Annotated in this window: 16 protein-coding genes; 1 reads left to right on the top strand and 15 read right to left on the bottom strand. The window is 60.8% G+C overall.

Going from position 1 to position 17,133, the window contains the following annotated elements; all coding sequences use genetic code 11:
- Positions 1-5 precede the first annotated feature (5 nt).
- Positions 6-731 carry a hypothetical protein gene (locus tag IGB42_RS05905; RefSeq protein ID WP_159668354.1) on the top strand — a complete coding sequence of 242 codons (726 nt, stop codon included), beginning with the start codon at positions 6-8 and terminating at the stop codon, positions 729-731.
- 76 nt (positions 732-807) lie between these two features.
- On the opposite strand, the gene IGB42_RS05910 is transcribed toward IGB42_RS05905, so the two are convergent.
- From IGB42_RS05910 to IGB42_RS05980, 15 genes are all read right to left on the bottom strand, one after another.
- The gene (locus IGB42_RS05910; RefSeq protein ID WP_159668357.1) at positions 808-1,908 is read right to left on the bottom strand and encodes a TIGR03364 family FAD-dependent oxidoreductase; all 1,101 of its coding nucleotides are present in this window, start codon (positions 1,906-1,908) and stop codon (positions 808-810) included.
- Positions 1,905-2,741 carry a phosphonoacetaldehyde hydrolase gene (gene phnX, locus IGB42_RS05915; protein WP_201799840.1) on the bottom strand — a complete coding sequence of 279 codons (837 nt, stop codon included), beginning with the start codon at positions 2,739-2,741 and terminating at the stop codon, positions 1,905-1,907. The genes IGB42_RS05910 and phnX overlap by 4 nt, the downstream gene beginning before the upstream one ends.
- 46 nt (positions 2,742-2,787) lie before the next feature.
- Positions 2,788-3,888 carry a 2-aminoethylphosphonate--pyruvate transaminase gene (locus IGB42_RS05920; RefSeq protein WP_159668360.1) on the bottom strand — a complete coding sequence of 367 codons (1,101 nt, stop codon included), beginning with the start codon at positions 3,886-3,888 and terminating at the stop codon, positions 2,788-2,790.
- A 139-nt stretch (positions 3,889-4,027) separates the two neighbouring features.
- Positions 4,028-5,740: a putative 2-aminoethylphosphonate ABC transporter permease subunit gene (locus IGB42_RS05925; protein ID WP_236822508.1), complete on the bottom strand. Its 1,713-nt coding sequence runs from the start codon at positions 5,738-5,740 to the stop codon at positions 4,028-4,030.
- Positions 5,737-6,879 (bottom strand): putative 2-aminoethylphosphonate ABC transporter ATP-binding protein, encoded by a 1,143-nt coding sequence (locus IGB42_RS05930; RefSeq protein ID WP_159668363.1) that lies wholly within the window; start codon positions 6,877-6,879, stop codon positions 5,737-5,739. The genes IGB42_RS05925 and IGB42_RS05930 overlap by 4 nt, the downstream gene beginning before the upstream one ends.
- Positions 6,876-7,457 (bottom strand): HD domain-containing protein, encoded by a 582-nt coding sequence (locus tag IGB42_RS05935; protein ID WP_159668366.1) that lies wholly within the window; start codon positions 7,455-7,457, stop codon positions 6,876-6,878. Before IGB42_RS05935 ends, IGB42_RS05930 begins: the two co-directional genes overlap by 4 nt.
- 211 nt (positions 7,458-7,668) lie before the next feature.
- Positions 7,669-8,217 carry a cysteine hydrolase family protein gene (locus IGB42_RS05940; RefSeq protein ID WP_159668369.1) on the bottom strand — a complete coding sequence of 183 codons (549 nt, stop codon included), beginning with the start codon at positions 8,215-8,217 and terminating at the stop codon, positions 7,669-7,671.
- Between the two features lie 70 nt (positions 8,218-8,287).
- On the bottom strand, positions 8,288-8,758 hold the full coding sequence (locus IGB42_RS05945; RefSeq protein ID WP_159668372.1) for a hypothetical protein: 471 nt from the start codon (positions 8,756-8,758) through the stop codon (positions 8,288-8,290).
- Between the two features lie 37 nt (positions 8,759-8,795).
- On the bottom strand, positions 8,796-9,209 hold the full coding sequence (locus tag IGB42_RS05950; protein ID WP_159668375.1) for a hypothetical protein: 414 nt from the start codon (positions 9,207-9,209) through the stop codon (positions 8,796-8,798).
- 42 nt (positions 9,210-9,251) lie between these two features.
- Positions 9,252-10,058 carry a hypothetical protein gene (locus IGB42_RS05955; protein ID WP_159668378.1) on the bottom strand — a complete coding sequence of 269 codons (807 nt, stop codon included), beginning with the start codon at positions 10,056-10,058 and terminating at the stop codon, positions 9,252-9,254.
- Positions 10,059-10,133: 75 nt separating this feature from the next.
- The gene (locus IGB42_RS05960) at positions 10,134-10,559 is read right to left on the bottom strand and encodes a hypothetical protein (protein WP_159668381.1); all 426 of its coding nucleotides are present in this window, start codon (positions 10,557-10,559) and stop codon (positions 10,134-10,136) included.
- A 117-nt stretch (positions 10,560-10,676) separates the two neighbouring features.
- On the bottom strand, positions 10,677-11,840 hold the full coding sequence (locus tag IGB42_RS05965; protein WP_159668384.1) for a pyridoxal phosphate-dependent aminotransferase: 1,164 nt from the start codon (positions 11,838-11,840) through the stop codon (positions 10,677-10,679).
- 27 nt (positions 11,841-11,867) lie between these two features.
- Entirely contained in the window at positions 11,868-13,409 is a 1,542-nt protein-coding gene (locus IGB42_RS05970; RefSeq protein ID WP_159668389.1) for a hypothetical protein, read from the bottom strand.
- A gap of 36 nt (positions 13,410-13,445) precedes the next feature.
- Positions 13,446-14,915: a pyridoxal-dependent decarboxylase gene (locus IGB42_RS05975; protein WP_159668394.1), complete on the bottom strand. Its 1,470-nt coding sequence runs from the start codon at positions 14,913-14,915 to the stop codon at positions 13,446-13,448.
- Between the two features lie 1,078 nt (positions 14,916-15,993).
- Positions 15,994-17,007, bottom strand: coding sequence for a putative 2-aminoethylphosphonate ABC transporter substrate-binding protein (locus IGB42_RS05980; protein ID WP_159668400.1), 1,014 nt, complete (start codon positions 17,005-17,007; stop codon positions 15,994-15,996).
- Positions 17,008-17,133: the final 126 nt, after the last annotated feature.

Here is a 17,133-nt window from a genome sequence, read left to right on the forward strand (position 1 = left end):
GCACGATGAAGCCTCACATCGACCTGCGCGGCGCACTGTACGAACAGCCGAAAAGCGTGGATACCCGCCGTACCGCGTTGATTGCCGGCGCGGTGGGCCGGCTGGGTGAAACCTTGCTCAACCGGCTGGTGCAGGAATACCGCCATGTGTGGGTGCTGACCAGCAAACCCATGGTCAGCAGCACCACGCGCTGTGATGATGTCTATCTGCCCGGCGAGCCACTGGACCACGCCGTGCTGGCAGCCTGCGCTTTGCCGCCGGTGGACGATGTGTTTTGCCACATAGGTGAGCGCAGCCTGTCCAGCCAGCGCGACCTGGGTATGCACACGATGCGCGCACAGGACGCATTGCCGCTGGCGCAAGCCGCCGCCCATGCCGGCAGCAAACGCTTTTGCCTGATCCAGCCGGTGGCCGCATCCGTACAGATGATGCGCAACCTGCCACTGGCAGGCGGCGAGCTCGCGCGCCAGTTGGCGCTGCTGCCGTTTGAAAACGTCAGCCACATCCATCCGAGTGCTTACCGGCTGGATGATGCGCCCAAAGACTTCCTGGCACGCTTCAAGGCGGTTTACCTGGCACAGTTTGCGTACATGCTGCCGCATTCCGTCGCGCCACTGACCAGCGAGCGCATTGCAGAGGCGGTGCTGATGGCGATGCAGCGCGCGGAACCCGGGCTGGCCAGCCTGGATATCCGCGATCTGCGCACCTTGTTGGGCATCGCCAGCCGCTGAGCATGCTCTGTACCGCGGCCATCATCTGGAAGCGGTAGCCGCTCCGGGGCATGATGGGCCGTGAAGCTGTCCCGCATCAGCGAGCCAGATTACGCTCCGCCAGTGCGAACGAGATGCTCATGCCCACGCCGGCGGTAATCGCCACCGCCATGACGCCCGGCGCCACATCGCGCACCAGATAATCACCCGGGCCGCTGGCATAGATGCCCTGCCAGCGCTCTGCCACTTCCAGCCGGCGGCCCAGTGCGGCTTCGGCCAGTTGCAGCAGCCGCGCATCGACGGCCTCGGTATTGAATGGCCCCACCGATTCACCGTAGCGATGCGAATCACCGATCAGCAGCTCACCCGCGTGGCCCACCTGCTGCACGATCAGGTGGATGCCTTCATCCAGCAAGAACGGATCGTGTTCGCGCACTTGCGCCCGCAAGGCGGCAAGCGATGCCAGATCGTCGAAGGCCTCGTAGCGCAGCGTGGATAGACCGGTCATCAGCGCTGGCCCCAGCGTGAAGCCGGGGCTGCGCGTACGCAACATCTGCAGCGAACAGCGCTTGAGGCCCTGGCCGGCAAACGCTTCCGGGTACAGCGTCTGGAAATCGTGCCCGGCGCAGACGATGGCGCGCCCGGCCTGCCATACGCCACTGCTGGTGTGGATATGCGGCAGCGTGATTGCATTGACCTGCGTGCCGAACACGAAGGTGATGCCATGCATGTTCTGCAGCCAGCGTGCGATGGCCGGGATGGCCACACGCGCTTCCAGCGCGATTTCGCTGGGGCTGAACAAGCCACCCAGCGCGGTAGCCGGCAAGCCCTGTGCGGCGATGTCATCCACGCCGACAAGCTGCGTGTGGTATTCGGCGCCGCGTACCGCCTGAAACTCCTGCAGCACCGCCCATTCCGCAGCATCACGCGCGATGATGAGGCTGCCCTGCGCCTTGTGCCAGCACCCGGCCTGCGCCAGTACGTCCAGCCAGATTTCCCGCGAGCGCAAAGCCAGCGTGCGCATGTCGCCAGGGCGTTGCCCCAGTGCCAGCCCCAGGCCGAAGTTGCGAATCGATGCCCCCAGCGCAGCGCTATCGCGCTCGAACACCGTGACTTTCAGCCCCTGCCTGCTGGCCGCCAGTGCGTGCGCCAGGCCGGCAATGCCGGCGCCGACGATGGCCACATCGCACGTGTTCACGGACGTTCACCCCGGGCAATGCGCGCTTCGATGTCCGAAATCACCGGCAGCAGATCGGCAATGGTATCCACCACGTAGTGCGCGCCGGCAAGGTACAGCTTCTTTTCCGCCGCAGTGCGCTTGCGCGCCTGCTCCGCGGTTGGTAACGCCACCCATTCTTCTGCAGACAGTCCCACTTCGTTGCCGGAAACCGACAAGCCCACTGTCCACATGCCGGCAGCCAGCCCTTCGTCGATACCGGGCACGGTGTCATCCACCTTCACGCACGCCGCCACATCACTCACACCCAGCTGGATCACGTTTTCCAGCACCATCCATGGCCCCGGGCGACCACCGGCCTTCAGGTCATCGGTGGCGACAATGCAATCTGGCGCGTAGCCACGCTCTGCGGCAATCGGCGTCAGCGCCTGCATCACCACGCCCGGGTAGCCAGTGCACGAGCCGATCTTGATGCCCTTGCCGCGCAGTGCAGCCACAGTCACCAATGCACCGGATATCAGTTGCGAGTAGTCGCCCACCTTGGACACCTGCAGCGGCATGAATGCCTCGTAGACGGCATCCACATCGCGGTCGCTCATTGGCCGGCCATAGCGTGCGTGCCAGCGCGCGGCCACTTGTGGCATGTCGCCCAGCGCGCGGATGTGATCCCACTTGGCGAGGCCCATCGGAATACGCGCCTCGGCCATGCTGATTTCGATGCCGAAACCGGCCAGCGCATCGATCAGCACCTGGGTAGGCGCAAACGAGCCGAAATCGAACACGGTGCCGGCCCAATCAAAAATGACAGCCTGTACCGGGCCGGTGTAGTGGCGGGAATAGCGATAATTCATCATGGAGATCCTTGTTTGAACCCGCGGACGCAGCCGCCGGGGAGTGAAATCAACGGGTCCAGCCCAGCTGGTCCAATGCATCGGCCACGGCGGCGATGGCCTGCTTGATCTCGGCAGCGTCAATGGCACCGATGCAGCCGACGCGGAAGGTGTTCACTTCGGTGAGCTTGCCCGGATAGAGCACGAAGCCACGTTCGCGCACCGCTTCGTAGAAGCGGCGGAAGTCGTAGTCCGGGTGATCGGGCGCGAGGAAGGTGTAAATGATCGGCGCTTGCAACGGAGCCGGCAGGAACAGCGACAATCCCAGCGACTGCATACCGGCCACCAGTGCCGCGCCATTGGCGCTGTAGCGGGCCAGCCGGGCAGGCTGGCCGCCTTCTTCGTGGTATTGATCCAGCGCGGCGCGGAAAGCGGCGACCACGTGGGTGGGCGGGGTAAAGCGCCATTGACCGGTTTTTTGCATGTACAGGTATTGATCGGGCAGATCCATCGCCAGCGAATGGCTGTTGCCGGCACTGGCCAGCAACACATCACGGTTGACGATGACGAAGCCCATGCCCGGCACGCCCTCGAGGCATTTGTTGCTGGACGAAATCAGCGCATCGAACGGCAATGTGCGTGCATCGATATCCAGCGCACCGAAGGAGCTCATCGCATCGATGATCAGCCGGCGGCCAGCCTGCGCCACTACTGCGGCAATCGCTGCCAGCGGGTTGAGAATGCCGGTACTGGTTTCGCAATGGATGGCGCCCACGTGGGTAATGGCCGGGTCGGCCGCCAATACCGCGGCGATTTCCGCCGGATCGGGCGGCACGTTGTCCGCGGTTTCGTAAACAGCCACCGCGCGCCCCAGTACGCGCGTCAGCTGCGCCATGCGCTTGCCGTACGCGCCGTTCACCAGCACCAGCAACTTGCCATCGCGCGGCACCAGGTTGCCAATGGCCGCCTCGACCGCGAACGTGCCCGAACCCTGCACCGGCACGCACACATGCGTATCGCCGGCATGAGCGATTTCGACCAGATCGGCACATACACTGGCGGTCAGCGTATTGAAGCTGGTATCCCAGGAGCCCCAGTCGGTGAGCATGGCCATCTTGGTACGCAGGGTAGTGGTCAACGGACCGGGGGTTAGCAGGATGGGTTCACGCATTTCATTACTCCTTGTGGGCGGCCTGTTCACCAGCGGCGGAACAGGTGTTGGCAATTGCGGCCATGGAAAACCAGTCATCTAGACCAATTTTCCATTTCAAAAAAACCGGGGCGAGCCCCGGCAGAGGAAGAAGGTGTATTCAGCGTGCACGCCACGCCTGGGTGCGGCGGCGCACCCCGTGTGACAGCAAGCCGAACAGCAGGCATACGCCGGCCGAGGTCAGTACGATCAGCGTGGCCATGCCGGCGGCGGCGGCGGTATCGCCGGCGTCATCCATATTCAGCACAGCCACCGAAGCCAGCACCGTATCCGGTGTGTAGAGGAAGATCACCGCCGATACCGTGGTCATCGCCGATACGAAGAAGTAGCGCGCCACATCGAGCACCGCCGGCAGGCAGACCGGCAGCGTCACCCGCCATGCGGTCACCCAGAACGGCACCTTGAGCGACGCCGCCACCGCTTCGAATTCGCCGTCGAGCTGCTTGAGCGCGGTGACGGCAGTGAGATGCGCGGTGGTGTAGAAGTGTGCGACCGAGCACAGCACCAGGATGCCCAGCGTGCAGTACAGGAAATGCAGCGGGTTCTGCGGATCATTGAAGAAGAAGATGTAACCCAGCCCCAGCACCAGCCCCGGCACCGCCATGGGCAGCACCGCCAGCAGCTTGACCAGTTGCCGGGCCACCGGTGCGGCAGCAGTTTTTTCCGCCAGGTAAGCGCCGGTGAACACCGTGGCCGTCCCCAGTACCGCGGTGGCACCAGAGAGCTTGAGGCTGTTCCAGAACGCCAGCCAGCCACCACCATCCATATTGTCGAAATCGAAATGCGCAAGCGTGGGGGCCAGGTTGTAGGGCCACAGCTTGATGAAGGCCGCAGCGACCGCCGTGCCGAGGATGACCAGCAAGCCAGCGGCAATCAGCGCGCAACACGCCACGCTGAGCAGATCCACCCAGCGTTGCCTTGCCGGCACCAGTGGCTGTGCCCGCGCGGTAAGCAATGCGCGCTGGCGTTTCTGCAGCACCACATCCACCACGAAGCTGAGCACGGCCGGCAACAGCAACAGCAGGCCGATGACCGCCCCCTTGGGGAAGTTCTGCTGGCCGATCACCTGCTTGTACGCCTCCACCGCCAGTACGTTGTACTGGCCGCCGATCACCTTGGGAGCACCGAAGTCGACGATCACCAGCGTGAACACCACTAGCGCGGCCGAGATCAGCCCGTAGCGCACCGCTGGCAGTGTCACCGTCCAGAACTGGCGCAGGCGGCCAGCACCCAGTGCATTGGCAGCTTCGTACAGCCGTGCATCCGCCACCGACAATGCGGTGATCAGGATCATCAGCGCGTGCGGAAAGGTGAAGAAGACTTCGGCGATCACGATGCCCCAGAAGCCGTAGATGCTGCCGTCCGGAAACCAGCTCTTCAGCACCCCCTGGTTGCCGAACAGATAGACCAGCGCAATGCCGGGCAGCAATGAGGGCGCCAGTAGCGGAATCAGCGCCAGGCCGCGGAACAGCGTCTTGCCGGGCATGGCGGTACGCGTGAGCGCGGAAGCAAACGCATACGCCAGCGGCAATACGATCACCGCGGTGGTGCACGATACCGCCAGGCTGTTGCGGATGGCATGCCAGAAATGGCTGCCGCCAGCGATCTCCACAAACTGCGCCAGGCCGACGAACGCGCCCTGCTGATCGGTCACTGCCTTGCCCAGGATGGCGGACAGTGGCAGCGCCAGGAAAACGATCAATACCAGCGCAACCACGCAGCTGAGCACGCCGGCCAGGCGCTGGCTGCGCTCGGCCGCCGGGCCACGCAATGCCAGGCCCGGGATGCGCAATGCCTGCAGGATGGCCATCATGCTGCCGCCCCGCTGGCGAAGCCGGTATCTTCCTTCGCATAGGCACGCAGCTTGTCGGCCGGCAGCGTCAGCGGTACGCGGCGTTCCGGCGACAGGCGCAGGCGCTGGAAATCGCCACGGCTCACATCGGCATTCACGCGCAGGTTGCCCCATAGCGGCACATTGAGCGCCACACGGTAAAAGCCACCCAGCAATTCGATCTTTTCAATATCGGCCAGCGCGGTATTGGCCTCGCCCATGGCGCCGCCTTCCCAGTGTGCATGCAGCACGATGTCTTCCGGGCGGATGAACAGCGACAATGCACCCTGCCCCACGGCCAGCGCCGGCAGCGTCTGCAGCGACAGGCCGATCTGGTTGACCTGCACGCCAGTCTCGACCGAGAACACCGCATCCACCCAGTTGGCGTGGCCAACGAAATCGGCAACGAAACGGCTGGCCGGCTGTGCATAGACTTCTTCCGGCGTACCCACCTGTTCGATCACGCCGTGGTTCATCACCACCACGCGGTCTGCCATGGTCAGTGCCTCTTCCTGATCGTGCGTGACCATGATGGTGGTCACGCCCAGCTTCTGCTGCAGCGCCTTGATTTCGCGGCGCAGGTGCTCGCGCACGCGGGCATCCAGTGCGGACAACGGCTCGTCGAGCAACAGCAGGCCGGGGGATGTGGCCAGCGCGCGCGCCAGCGCCACCCGCTGCTGCTGCCCGCCGGACAATTGCGCCGGGTATTTCTTTTCGATGCCGGCCAGGCCGATCAGGTCCAGCAGATCGGTGACGCGGCGTTGCTTGTCTTCGCGGCGCCCTTTCAGGCCGTAGGCGATATTGCCGGCCACATCGAGATTGGGAAACAGTGCATAGCTCTGGAATACGATGCCGTAATCACGCTCGCTGGCGGGCAGCCGGGTTACGTCGCGCTGCTGCATGAACAAGCGGCCGGCGCTGGGCGCTTCAAGCCCGGCAATGATGCGCAGCAACGTGGTCTTGCCGCAGCCGGACGGGCCGAGCAAGCACAGGAACTCCCCTTTCCTGACCGACAGATCGATGCCGGACAGTGCCGAAAAATCGCCGAAGCGTTTGGCAATGCCATCGGTGCGCAGCAGCTCGCTGGCAGTGGTTCCGGTTACGGGGAAATCGGCTTTCATGCGGAAACACTCCGGGCAGTACGGGAAGAATCAGGACGGACAACCTGCCGGGCCAGCGCAAGGTAATGCGCCAGCGGCGGGGTAAGCTTGCCAACGATCTTGGCTTCGTCATCCCAGCGGCGCAGCGCTACTGCGGCAACGGCGTGCGGGTTGGCGGCAAAACGGCGTACTTCACCGGCATCCATCGGGCCGCCCTGCAGCGCCAGCGACAGCGCGGATGCGTCCGACAGCGCAGCCGCGTAGCCCGGTTCGGTGGCACACAGGTAGCGCTTGGCAGATACATGCAGCGCAATCGGGGCCAGCACGTCGTCGGCAAACAGGTCTTTGAGCGCGGCCACGCCGATCTGCTCATGGCGGTCGTCCACGCCCATGGCGAGGTCGTGATCACCCTGCCCGGCCACCAGATGACCAACGTCGTGCAACAGCGCGGCGGTGATCAAGGCAGCGCTTGCGCCGGCCAGCTCTGCGCACTCCGCGCTTTGCAGCGCGTGCTCAAGCTGGGAGATGGCCTCACCGCCATAGAGCGACGCGGCGCTGGCGCCGAGCAGGGATTCGAGATGGGGCCAGGTCAGCGGCATGATCATTGCAGTCGGGTACGATGGCGCGAAGTCTAGACATCTTGTGTTACGTGCCCATGACGTCTAGACGACTTTTGCAAAAACCCGACCAGTGTGCGAGTTTCCCGCTCCAACCCTTGTTCACCCGGATGGATCAGCGTGCGCCAATGCAAAAGGGCCTCCAGTGGAGGCCCTTGCAAACGCCGGTCTATCCGGCAGCAGGCATGTACGCTCAGGCGGCGTTCAGGTATTCCGAAGTGGTGATGACCGTGGCAAACGGCACCTGCAGTGCAGCCAGGAATGCCACGTGCACATCGGCAGCGCGGATATGCCAGCCCTTGAAATCCAGCGCCCGCGTTGCGCAGGCATCGGATAGCACGGTGTTCACATAGCCCAGGTCGAACGCTGCGCGCACCGTGGTATCGATACACATATGCGTCATTGCGCCCACCACGACCAGCTCGGTGATGCCGGCTTTTTTCAGTGCTTCGTCCAGCCCGGTATCACGGAACGAATTGGGATAGTTCTTGGTGACGACGATTTCGGTTTCGTTCGGCTGCACTTCTTCGTTGATTTCGCAGCCCTTGGTATGCGGCACGAAGAAGTTCGCGCCGTCCTGCACGGCAAGGTGCTGCACGTGAAACACCGGCAGATTGGCGGTGCGGAAATGCTCCAGCACGCGGCGCACGTTGCTGGCCGCATATTCCATGCCCACCAGCTCCTGGTTGCCGCCGGTGAAGTAATCATTCTGGACATCGATAACGAGCAAGGCCTTGGTCATTTTGATTCTCCTAGAGTTCATGCAATGAAGCGGCAGGCGGCAACAGCGCATCGCTGCGCTGGTGCGTTGCCTACTGCAGGGGAATGACGTTCAGCGACGGGGATTCCAGGTACATGTACTTCCCGCCCATCTGGATTTCCAGCTTGTAGTGATAGGTACCGGGCGCCAGATCGGGCAGCACCATGCCGGCCCAGTAGTCATAAACCGGCGTGACACCCGGCAGGTAACGCGGCGAGGCCTCGATATCCGGTGCGCCATAGATTTCCAGCCGGGTGCACACGTCGTGATCGACGAAAGCGATGTTGCTGATGCGTGCCGATGTCGGCCCGACCAGCGGGTAGATGATCCAGTTGATCACCTGGCCTTGTGTGCAGGTGGTGCTGAGCAGCGGGCTACCCTGACCGGCACTGTGCAGGCCTTCGATATCTGCGCTGTTGTCCATCATGTACAGGCTGCCATCGAGCGTGCCGGTATGGATGGCCTTTTCGACATCGACAACGGTGATGACATTGAGCTGCACCGAATTGAGCGGTACGGGCATGACTTTCTCCTGGTTAATCTTGTCGTGATCCGGTGAATCAGGCGGCACTGCCCAGCAGCAATGGTGAACTGGACGTTGCGATGTCGCTGGCGCGGCTGGCCAGCCGGAAGCGCAGGTTGTACGGCACAGGCACATCGAGGTCTTTCTTGATCGTGGCCGACCAGTAGGTGACATTGGTGCCCTGGTAGGTCTTTTGCTGCGGCTCGATGTATTCGGCGAATTTGCTGTCGACATCGATGCCGGCAATGCTGGCATACGCTTCGCATTCGAGCGTTTGCACCACCCACACCAGTTGATCGCCTTTCTTCACCCGGGTCTTGAGCACATCGGTGCCTTCGTCGGTCGAGCCATTGCTCTTGTTGTTGTCCAGCAGGTAGAGATTACCGGTCAGCGTATCGTTGGCCAGCGCACCGACCACATCGACCACCGCCACAATGGATATTGCTTTCATTCCGTGCTCCCGAATTAGAGGAAATTGCCGGCAACCCGCTGATCACGCAGGCAGCATTTGTGGCACTTTCAAAAAGCCGTTTCTGGTGGCCTCGTTGGTGACGTTGATATACGAATCGAAGGTCAATGCGACCGGCTCCCACGCGACCTCGCCATCTTTCTCGTAAGGATTGAACAGCGTGATATGCAACGTGTAGGCATAGGTGCCCACCTTGTTGGTATCCACCGTTGCGCTCCAGTAAAGCCCTTTGGAGAACAGGTCTGGCGAGCCGTATTGCGCCGGGAAGATCACGTATTTATCCACGGCTTCACCGGTGATATTGGTGACCAGTGGCATCGGATACGTATACAGCGCGGTATTGCCCTTGGCCTTGCTTTTGCCCAGCAATGCACCGGTGATATCCATGCGCTTGGCTTCCAGCCGCGGAATGTGCTGCGCGCCACGTGCATGCGGGCTGGGTTCGTCCGCAGCCACCCTGGCCGTAGCCACGCTGGCGGTTGCGGTGGCGGCTTCGTCTGCCGCGGCGCTGCCTGCCGGGGCCTGTGGATCGCTGGCCGGGTGCACCAGCGTGGCATTGATGGTTTTCTTGGCAGCGGGGCTCAGGAAGAACGATTGCGGCAGCGAGTGCGGCAGATCGCCGATGCCATACGGCAGCCAGTTCAGCACTTGCGCATCCATCTGGCTGCGTACGCGGGTGCCGTCTACCGCCGTCACGAGGTTGGCCGTCGCTTCACCGGTCGAACCCACCCACTTGGCGTTGTCTATCAGGTATATGTGATCCGCCAGATTGCCCGCCTTGATGGCTGCGGCAGTGTCGATCATGATCAGAATGGCTAATTGCTGGCTCATCGCAGGGTCTCTTTGTATTGGTTGGTGTGCCGGAAAACGGCCAGGCAGCGGCAACGGCCGGCGCCTCCCGCTCCGTTACAGCAAATTCACGTTCAGCGCGGGCGCATCGGAATACATGATGCTGTTCTGGCCACGGCCCATCTGCAGCTTCAGGCTATAGCGGTATTCGCCTGCCGGCAGATAGCACGGCACAATGCCCGACCAGGTATACCAATGCGGCGCGGTGCCCAGAACCGGCTTTGCGTCAAAACCGTGGGAAACCGAATACTGGCGGTCTTTATCAAGAAAATTGATGCTGTCTATCAGTACCGGTGTCTGCACATCCATCGCGTGGATGATCCAGTTGATAGGCTGGCCGGGATAGCAGGAAGTGACCAGGTCGGAGGTACCCTGGTTTTCGCTGTTCCAGCTGTTGTCGACCATGTAGATATTGTTCTGCAGCGAGCCCTTGGAGAGGGCGCCCAGTACATCGATGATGGTTACGATATTGATCGTTTGCATGACTTCTCACCTGTCTGTTTGATCACGTGTGATTCTCCATGGGCATGTGCCCATAAACGCCTTGCGTATGCATATGCCCCCCATGCCGAAACCCATGCCGGCCATACCTCCCACTCCTCAAACCACTGCTTCCAGCTGCAAATGCCGTTGCATGCGCTGCAGTGCAATCTGCAGGTTTTCGTAGCTGTTGCCATAGGAAATGCGGATATGCCGCTTGTCCCATGGCACCACCGCGATATGCGCCTGCTCCAGCAAGTCATTGGCAAGTTCGAACGCATCGGCTGCCACGCCGGAGACATCGATATAGGCGTACATCGCACCTTGCGGGCGCGGGAAAGCCAGGCCGGGGATCTTCTGCAGCTCGGCAATCACCAGCAGCCGGCGTCGATCGAATTCCGCCACCATGCTGTGCAGGCTTTCCTGCGATTCATCCAGCGCGGCCACGCCGCCCCACTGCGCAAACGATGTGGCGCACACCACCGAGTACTGGTGAATGCGTACCAGCGCCTGGATCAGCGCGGCATCGGCAGCCACATAGCCCAGCCGCCAGCCCGTCATCGCGTAGCTCTTGGAAAAACCGTTGAGCGTGATGGTGCGGCTGCGCATGCCCGGCAGGCTGGCAATGCTGATATGCCGGCACTGGTCGTAAACCAGCTTTTCGTAGATTTCATCGGCCATCACGAACAGATCGTGATCGATGGCGAAATCGGCCAGCATCTGCAGTGTGGCGGCGCCCAGCACCACGCCGGTGGGGTTGCCCGGCGTGGTGACGATCAGCAGGCGGGTGCGTTTGCTTACTCGCACTTCCAGATCCATGCGGGTGGGCTGATAGCCGTTCTCCGGATAGACCGGCACCGGTACCGGCACGGCGCCGGCCATGCGCGCGGCGATTTCGTAGCACTGGAACAGCGGCTCGGGGATCAGCACTTCGTCACCGGGGTTGAGCAGCGCCATCGCCGTCATCACGATGCCTTCCGATACCCCGGCGGTCACGATGATTTCGGTTTTGGGATCGAACACCAGCTGGTTGTCGTACCTGAGCTTGCGGGCAATGGCTTCGCGCAGCGGCTGGATGCCGAAATTGGATGTGTAGTGCACATGGCCATCGCGCAATGCGCGCTGGGCAGCCAGCTTGATATGCGGCGGTGTATCGAAATCCGGTCGCCCCACTTCCAGATGGATGATCTTGTTGCCTTCCTGCTCCAGGCGGGCAACGCGTTCGAAAATGGTCCGTATTCCCGAAAAGGGAATCTGGTTCATCCGGTCGGCGATTTTTGGCATGGCATGGTTCCCGTAAAACGATACGCGTCAGAAAATGTCCCGCAGCAGCGGCACTTTGCCTACATCAGTGCGGTGGATCTGGTCGGAGTGCTTGTGCACCAGGCGGATTTCGAAGCGGTAGCCGGTCTTGTCGATGGCGTAATGGTTGGCTTCGCCCTGGTTGAACAGTGATAGCGAACGCGTCAGCGCCTCGATGAATACGCGACGCAGCCCCTCGGCACCGAGCAGGTAATCCAGGCGCGAAGTCAGCACTTCGGGCTCGTCCACCGATGCAATCAGCTGCAGTGTTCTGGTCTTGCGGTGATTGACGAACTGCATGTCGTGCGCCAGCGTATCCAGGTCGAACACGCTGGCCGTCTTGAGCTCGCGCACCAGCGCCGCATACGCTTGCGGTGCCGCGTACTGGGTATCGGCCAGGTGGATGACATCGCCGCTGCGGCCGGAGAACTCGAACTGCTGCGCCTTGAGACCGGCGCCATCGCGCGCGGGGCGGCGGATCATGCGGTCGCCCAGCTTGAAGCGCAGCAGCGGTGCTTCGTGCGCGTGCAGGCGGGTAACCACCAGCTCGCCCTCTTCGCCTTCGGCCACCCAGCGGCCGTTTTCGTCGACGATTTCAATCAGGTGCAGGCCCGGCACCGCCGTCAGCCACGGCGACCCGGCATCGAGCTGCAAGCCGATGGTTTCTGCCTGCGTAGCGGCAAAATAGCTGAGGATGTTCAGGTTGGGGTACAGCGCCTTCAATTCGACCTGCTTGCGCTGCGCCACCACGCCGCTGCCATACAGCGCCACGCGGAAGCTGTTGCGCGCGGCTTCCGGCAAGCCCTGGCCCAGTTCGCTGAGGATGGCCACACCAGCCGAAATACCCATGAAGGCCTTGGGGCCCGGGTAATTCATGATGTGCTGGTATACATCCTTCATTACCGGGCCGGCGCCGATGTAATTGATGCCGGGGATATGCTGCAATACCCCGCCCACCATGGTGCCGCTGCTCCACATCTGGTAATCAGCCAGCGTGGTGATCATCCATTTCGGATCGGTACCGGTCAGGTAATCGCGCAGCAGGTATTGGCCCATGAAATCACCGGCCACTTTGTAGGTATCGTGCAATTCGCGCAGCGAATACACCGATTCCACCGGCTGGCCGCTGCTGGTGCCACCGCTGGCGACAATCTCGAAACCGCCATAGCTGAGCGGTACCACCTGGCCGGGCCGCGTGCCCATGAAGAAATCACGCTGGATGCTTTTGTCCGCAACCGGAATGCGCTGCCATTCATCAAAATCGCGCGGGGCTGCCGTGATGCTCCCCAGTGCCAGCCGCTCTTTCCACAGCGGGTTGAGCAACACGGTATTGGTCATCTGCTGCAGGCGGCGCAATACCAGCGCGTCCTGCACCACATGGTCGATCTCGCTGTATGGCGTTTGCAGCGCGGCCGCACACGCGGCCATCTTTTCCGCAAATGCGGGCAATTTGACCACCTCGTCAATCGAACGCGGTTCCAGCTCTGCAGCCGGAATCAGCTGCTGAACCAATTGATCGATTGCACTGGCGGTCAATGTTTGCTGAGTCATTGCTTTCTTGTCCATGGTTGATTCAGGGCGTTACGGTTAGCGGGTATGGCCGGACAGCAATTGCTGGCCGACGATACGGATTTCCTGCAACAGCATTTCGATATGCGCGGTGGTGATCTGGTGATTCATCATCACGATGCGCAAGGCGCCGGCCTCATCCACATCCACTTTGGAAATGAAGAATTTGCCATCCCCGCGTATGCGGTTGCGGATTGCCACCTGAAAATCGGGGTAATTACTGGCCTGCAGATTGGCAGGCAAATAGCGGAAGCAGAGGATATTGCACTCGGGGCGGTGCACGGTTTCGAAATCTTCCTGGGCATTGATGATGTGATAGGCATGCAATGCCAGATCACACAGGTATTCGATTTTTTCAGCAAACAGCGCGGGGCCATACAGCGTCCACAATACCCACAGGTTCATGATCAGCGGGCGCTTGGTGCATTCGAAATTCTGTTCTGCGCTATCGTATTCGGTATAAATATCCGGCTCTTTCTCGAATACATAACTGGCATTCTGGCGAAATGCGCCAAAACTCTTGGCTTTGTCCTTGTAGAACAGCAAGGTGCACATGGCCGGTACGAACAGCATCTTGTGCGCATCCCAAGCCAGCGAATCAACCCGCTCGATGCCTTTGAGCTTGTGCCGCAAGGTATCCGATACCAACAGGCTGGCACCGTGTGCGCCGTCAATATGCAGCCAGATATCCTGTTCTTCGGCAATATCGGCCAGCTCGTCGATCGGATCGAAAGCACCGGTCGATGTGGTGCCGGCCGAGGCAATCAGGCAGAACACGCGCAGGCCGCGCGCACTGGCATCCGCCAGCGTCTGCCTGGCCTGCTGCGGGCAGATCTGCTTTTTGTGGTTGAGCGGCAAGCGCACGATCTGGTCTTCGCCGATGCCCAGAATGCCGGCAGCGCGGCACACGCTGTAGTGCGCGTCGTCACCCACCGCAATGGCGGGGCGCGGCTGCCCGGCCACGGCGCCAATTCCTTGCGACCAGCACTGCGGGAATTTGTCGTTACGCGCGGCAAGGATGGCGGTCAGATTGGCCAGTGATCCACCCGATGTGGTGATCATGGCAAATTGCTCCGGCGCCCAACCGATGAATCGGTTCAATTCCTCTGCCATGATGCGCTCGGCCACGCTGGGCAATTGCGCCGCTTCATAAAATGACGAAGGCTGATTGATGATGGAGCTGACAAAATCCACCACACCGGCCAATGGCACCACGCCGGAGAATTGCCGCCCCATATAGCCGGGTGAATGCACCTGGATGCCGGTCTTGATATATAGATCAAGGATTGCGCCCAATTTCTTGTCATCGCCAATCGCGATATCACCTGATTTGGAATTCATCAGGTTTCTGGCTGTCTGCAACAGGCCGGCGGGCTCGGTGAGTGCCAATCCCCTGATACTGGTATCGGCCAGATGATTTTCCAGCCGGGCAATGGCTATCTCTGCATGATGGCGAAACAATTGCGGATCAAATGCATGAAGTTGCAACCCGCCCTGCGAGGGCAGATTTGTCTTTTTCTCATATGATGCGGATTGGATCTCTTCAATGCCCAGGCTTTCTGTCACATACATCAAACAAACCCCCTTGGTGGCCGTCGTGATGACGGCAAAGGACTGTGGAATGCCAGTCCACGGCAGTGCACCCCGGCATTCATTGCCGATCAGGCCTTCACCCAGCCGGCACCCACCGGCGCGCGGCATCATGCAGGGTCATACCGGCTGGCTGTACGGAATCAGGCAACGATCTGCGGGAATAAGGGCCGGGTTTGCCGCAGCGCAGCAATCCGGCTTCAACGGGGTGCATGATAGGGCAGCAAACCGCTGAACTCCACATTAATTTTACATTAACTGAAATCATATTTTGAATTTTGCTGAAATATTACTTTCAAAAATAGAAAGTATAAGGTTTACAAAATCCGGAGCACATCCTTGCAACGACCATGCCGACGCAAACGCACACTCAAGCGTTGCCAGCGGATCCTGACTGGTGCTGCAGACTGAAAAGCAACCAGCACAAGATGACTTTCTCATCGGCCTGTCATGCGGGATGTGCTTGAAATTTCAGAAGAAATACGGCTTGGCAGGCCACGTGCAATTAGGGGTATACAACCAGATCGCTGTCAGCGGCAGCGCTGCAGCACAGTGGTACAGTCCTCACCATCACCAGCGCAGGTACCGGTGTGCAGATGCCGGGCAACATGGGCAAACCCGTCGCATATCCGAACCGCCGCGGGAGCAATCGCCCAGATCGGGCGTAAGCACGGGATAGGCCAATGTCATGCTTCGGGCACATTTGCCGGCTTAACGTAAGTAACAACGGCCAGGCAATGGTGACGCAGCCGCAACATATAACGGGAAAAGCTGAAAATCCGGCGCTACACAATGGGGTATCCGCGGCTGCACCAGCGCGAAACGTCACTGCCAGCCCTGCCGCTGCCGCTGAAGAACCTGCCCTTGCCCGGTAGATGCACCCCATCAACCACGCACAAAGAAAAAGCCCGCCGGGCATATACCGGCGGGCTTCTTTGCGGGCCACATATTGCAGTGGCCGGCAGGGAAAAACGGCTTACTTCTTTTCCGACTTGCTATCGTAACGCTTGGTCCATTCGGCCAGGATCTTGTCGCGGTTGCTGGCGGACCACTTCAGATCCTGCTTGACCAGCAGTTGCTCGTAGTTGGCCGGGATGAACTGGTTCGGCTTGGCAACGCCCGGCATGGCGACGATGGCGAAGTTCTTTTCATACAGCTCGTTGGCCGAGCGCGATGCCGACCAGTCTGCCAGCTTCTTCGCAGCGTCCAGGCTCTTGGTGCCCTTCATGATGGCAGTAGCTTCCAGATCCCAGCCCAGGCCTTCCTTGGGGAATACCAGATCCAGCGGTGCACCGCCTTCCTTGAGCTTGGCTGCGCGGTATTCAAATGCGATACCGATCGGGAATTCGCCAGCAGCAGCCTGCTTGCAAGGCTTGGAGCCCGAATGCACGTACTGGCCGATGTTTTCGTGCAACTTGTCCATGTATTCCCAGCCGCCCTTCTCGCCGAAAAGGGTCAGCCATGCGGAAACGTCGAAGTAACCGGTGCCCGACGATGCCGGGTTCGGCATCACGATCTTGCCCTTGTATTCCGGCTTGAGCAGGTCTTTCCACGATTCCGGCTTCTTCAGGCCCAGCTTGGCTGCTTCAACGGTGTTGAAACAGATGGTGGCACCCCACACGTCCATGCCTACCCAGCTTGGTACGGCGGCGCTATCGACATAGGACTTGGTCAGCTTTTCCACGCCCTTGGGTGCGTATGGCTGCAGCATGCCTTCCTTTTCCAGCACCAGCAGCGACGAAGCCGCCAGGCCCATTACCACGTCGGCTTGCGGGTTGGCTTTTTCAGCCAGCAGCTTGGCAGTGATGATGCCGGTGGAATCGCGCACCCACTTGATCTTGACGCCCGGATTTTCCTGCTCGAATTTTTCCTGGTAGGCCTTGATCTGGTCTGCTTCAAGCGCGGTGTAAACAGTCAGGGTGGAATCAGCGACAGCGGCCGCGGCAATGGATGCCACGCCCAGCGCGAGAAGAAGATTGCGGATTTTCATGCTACTGCACTCCGTACGTTTGGATGGGAACAGGTGCAGTCTAAAAAGAGATCGTTACATCGACGTGACGTCTAGACGAATTTTTGGTGACCGGCAGTCCATTTCTGCAGCAGCTTGCTGCCGATC

It is taken from the genome of Andreprevotia sp. IGB-42 (assembly GCF_009848685.1).
Taxonomy (GTDB): domain Bacteria; phylum Pseudomonadota; class Gammaproteobacteria; order Burkholderiales; family Chitinibacteraceae; genus Andreprevotia.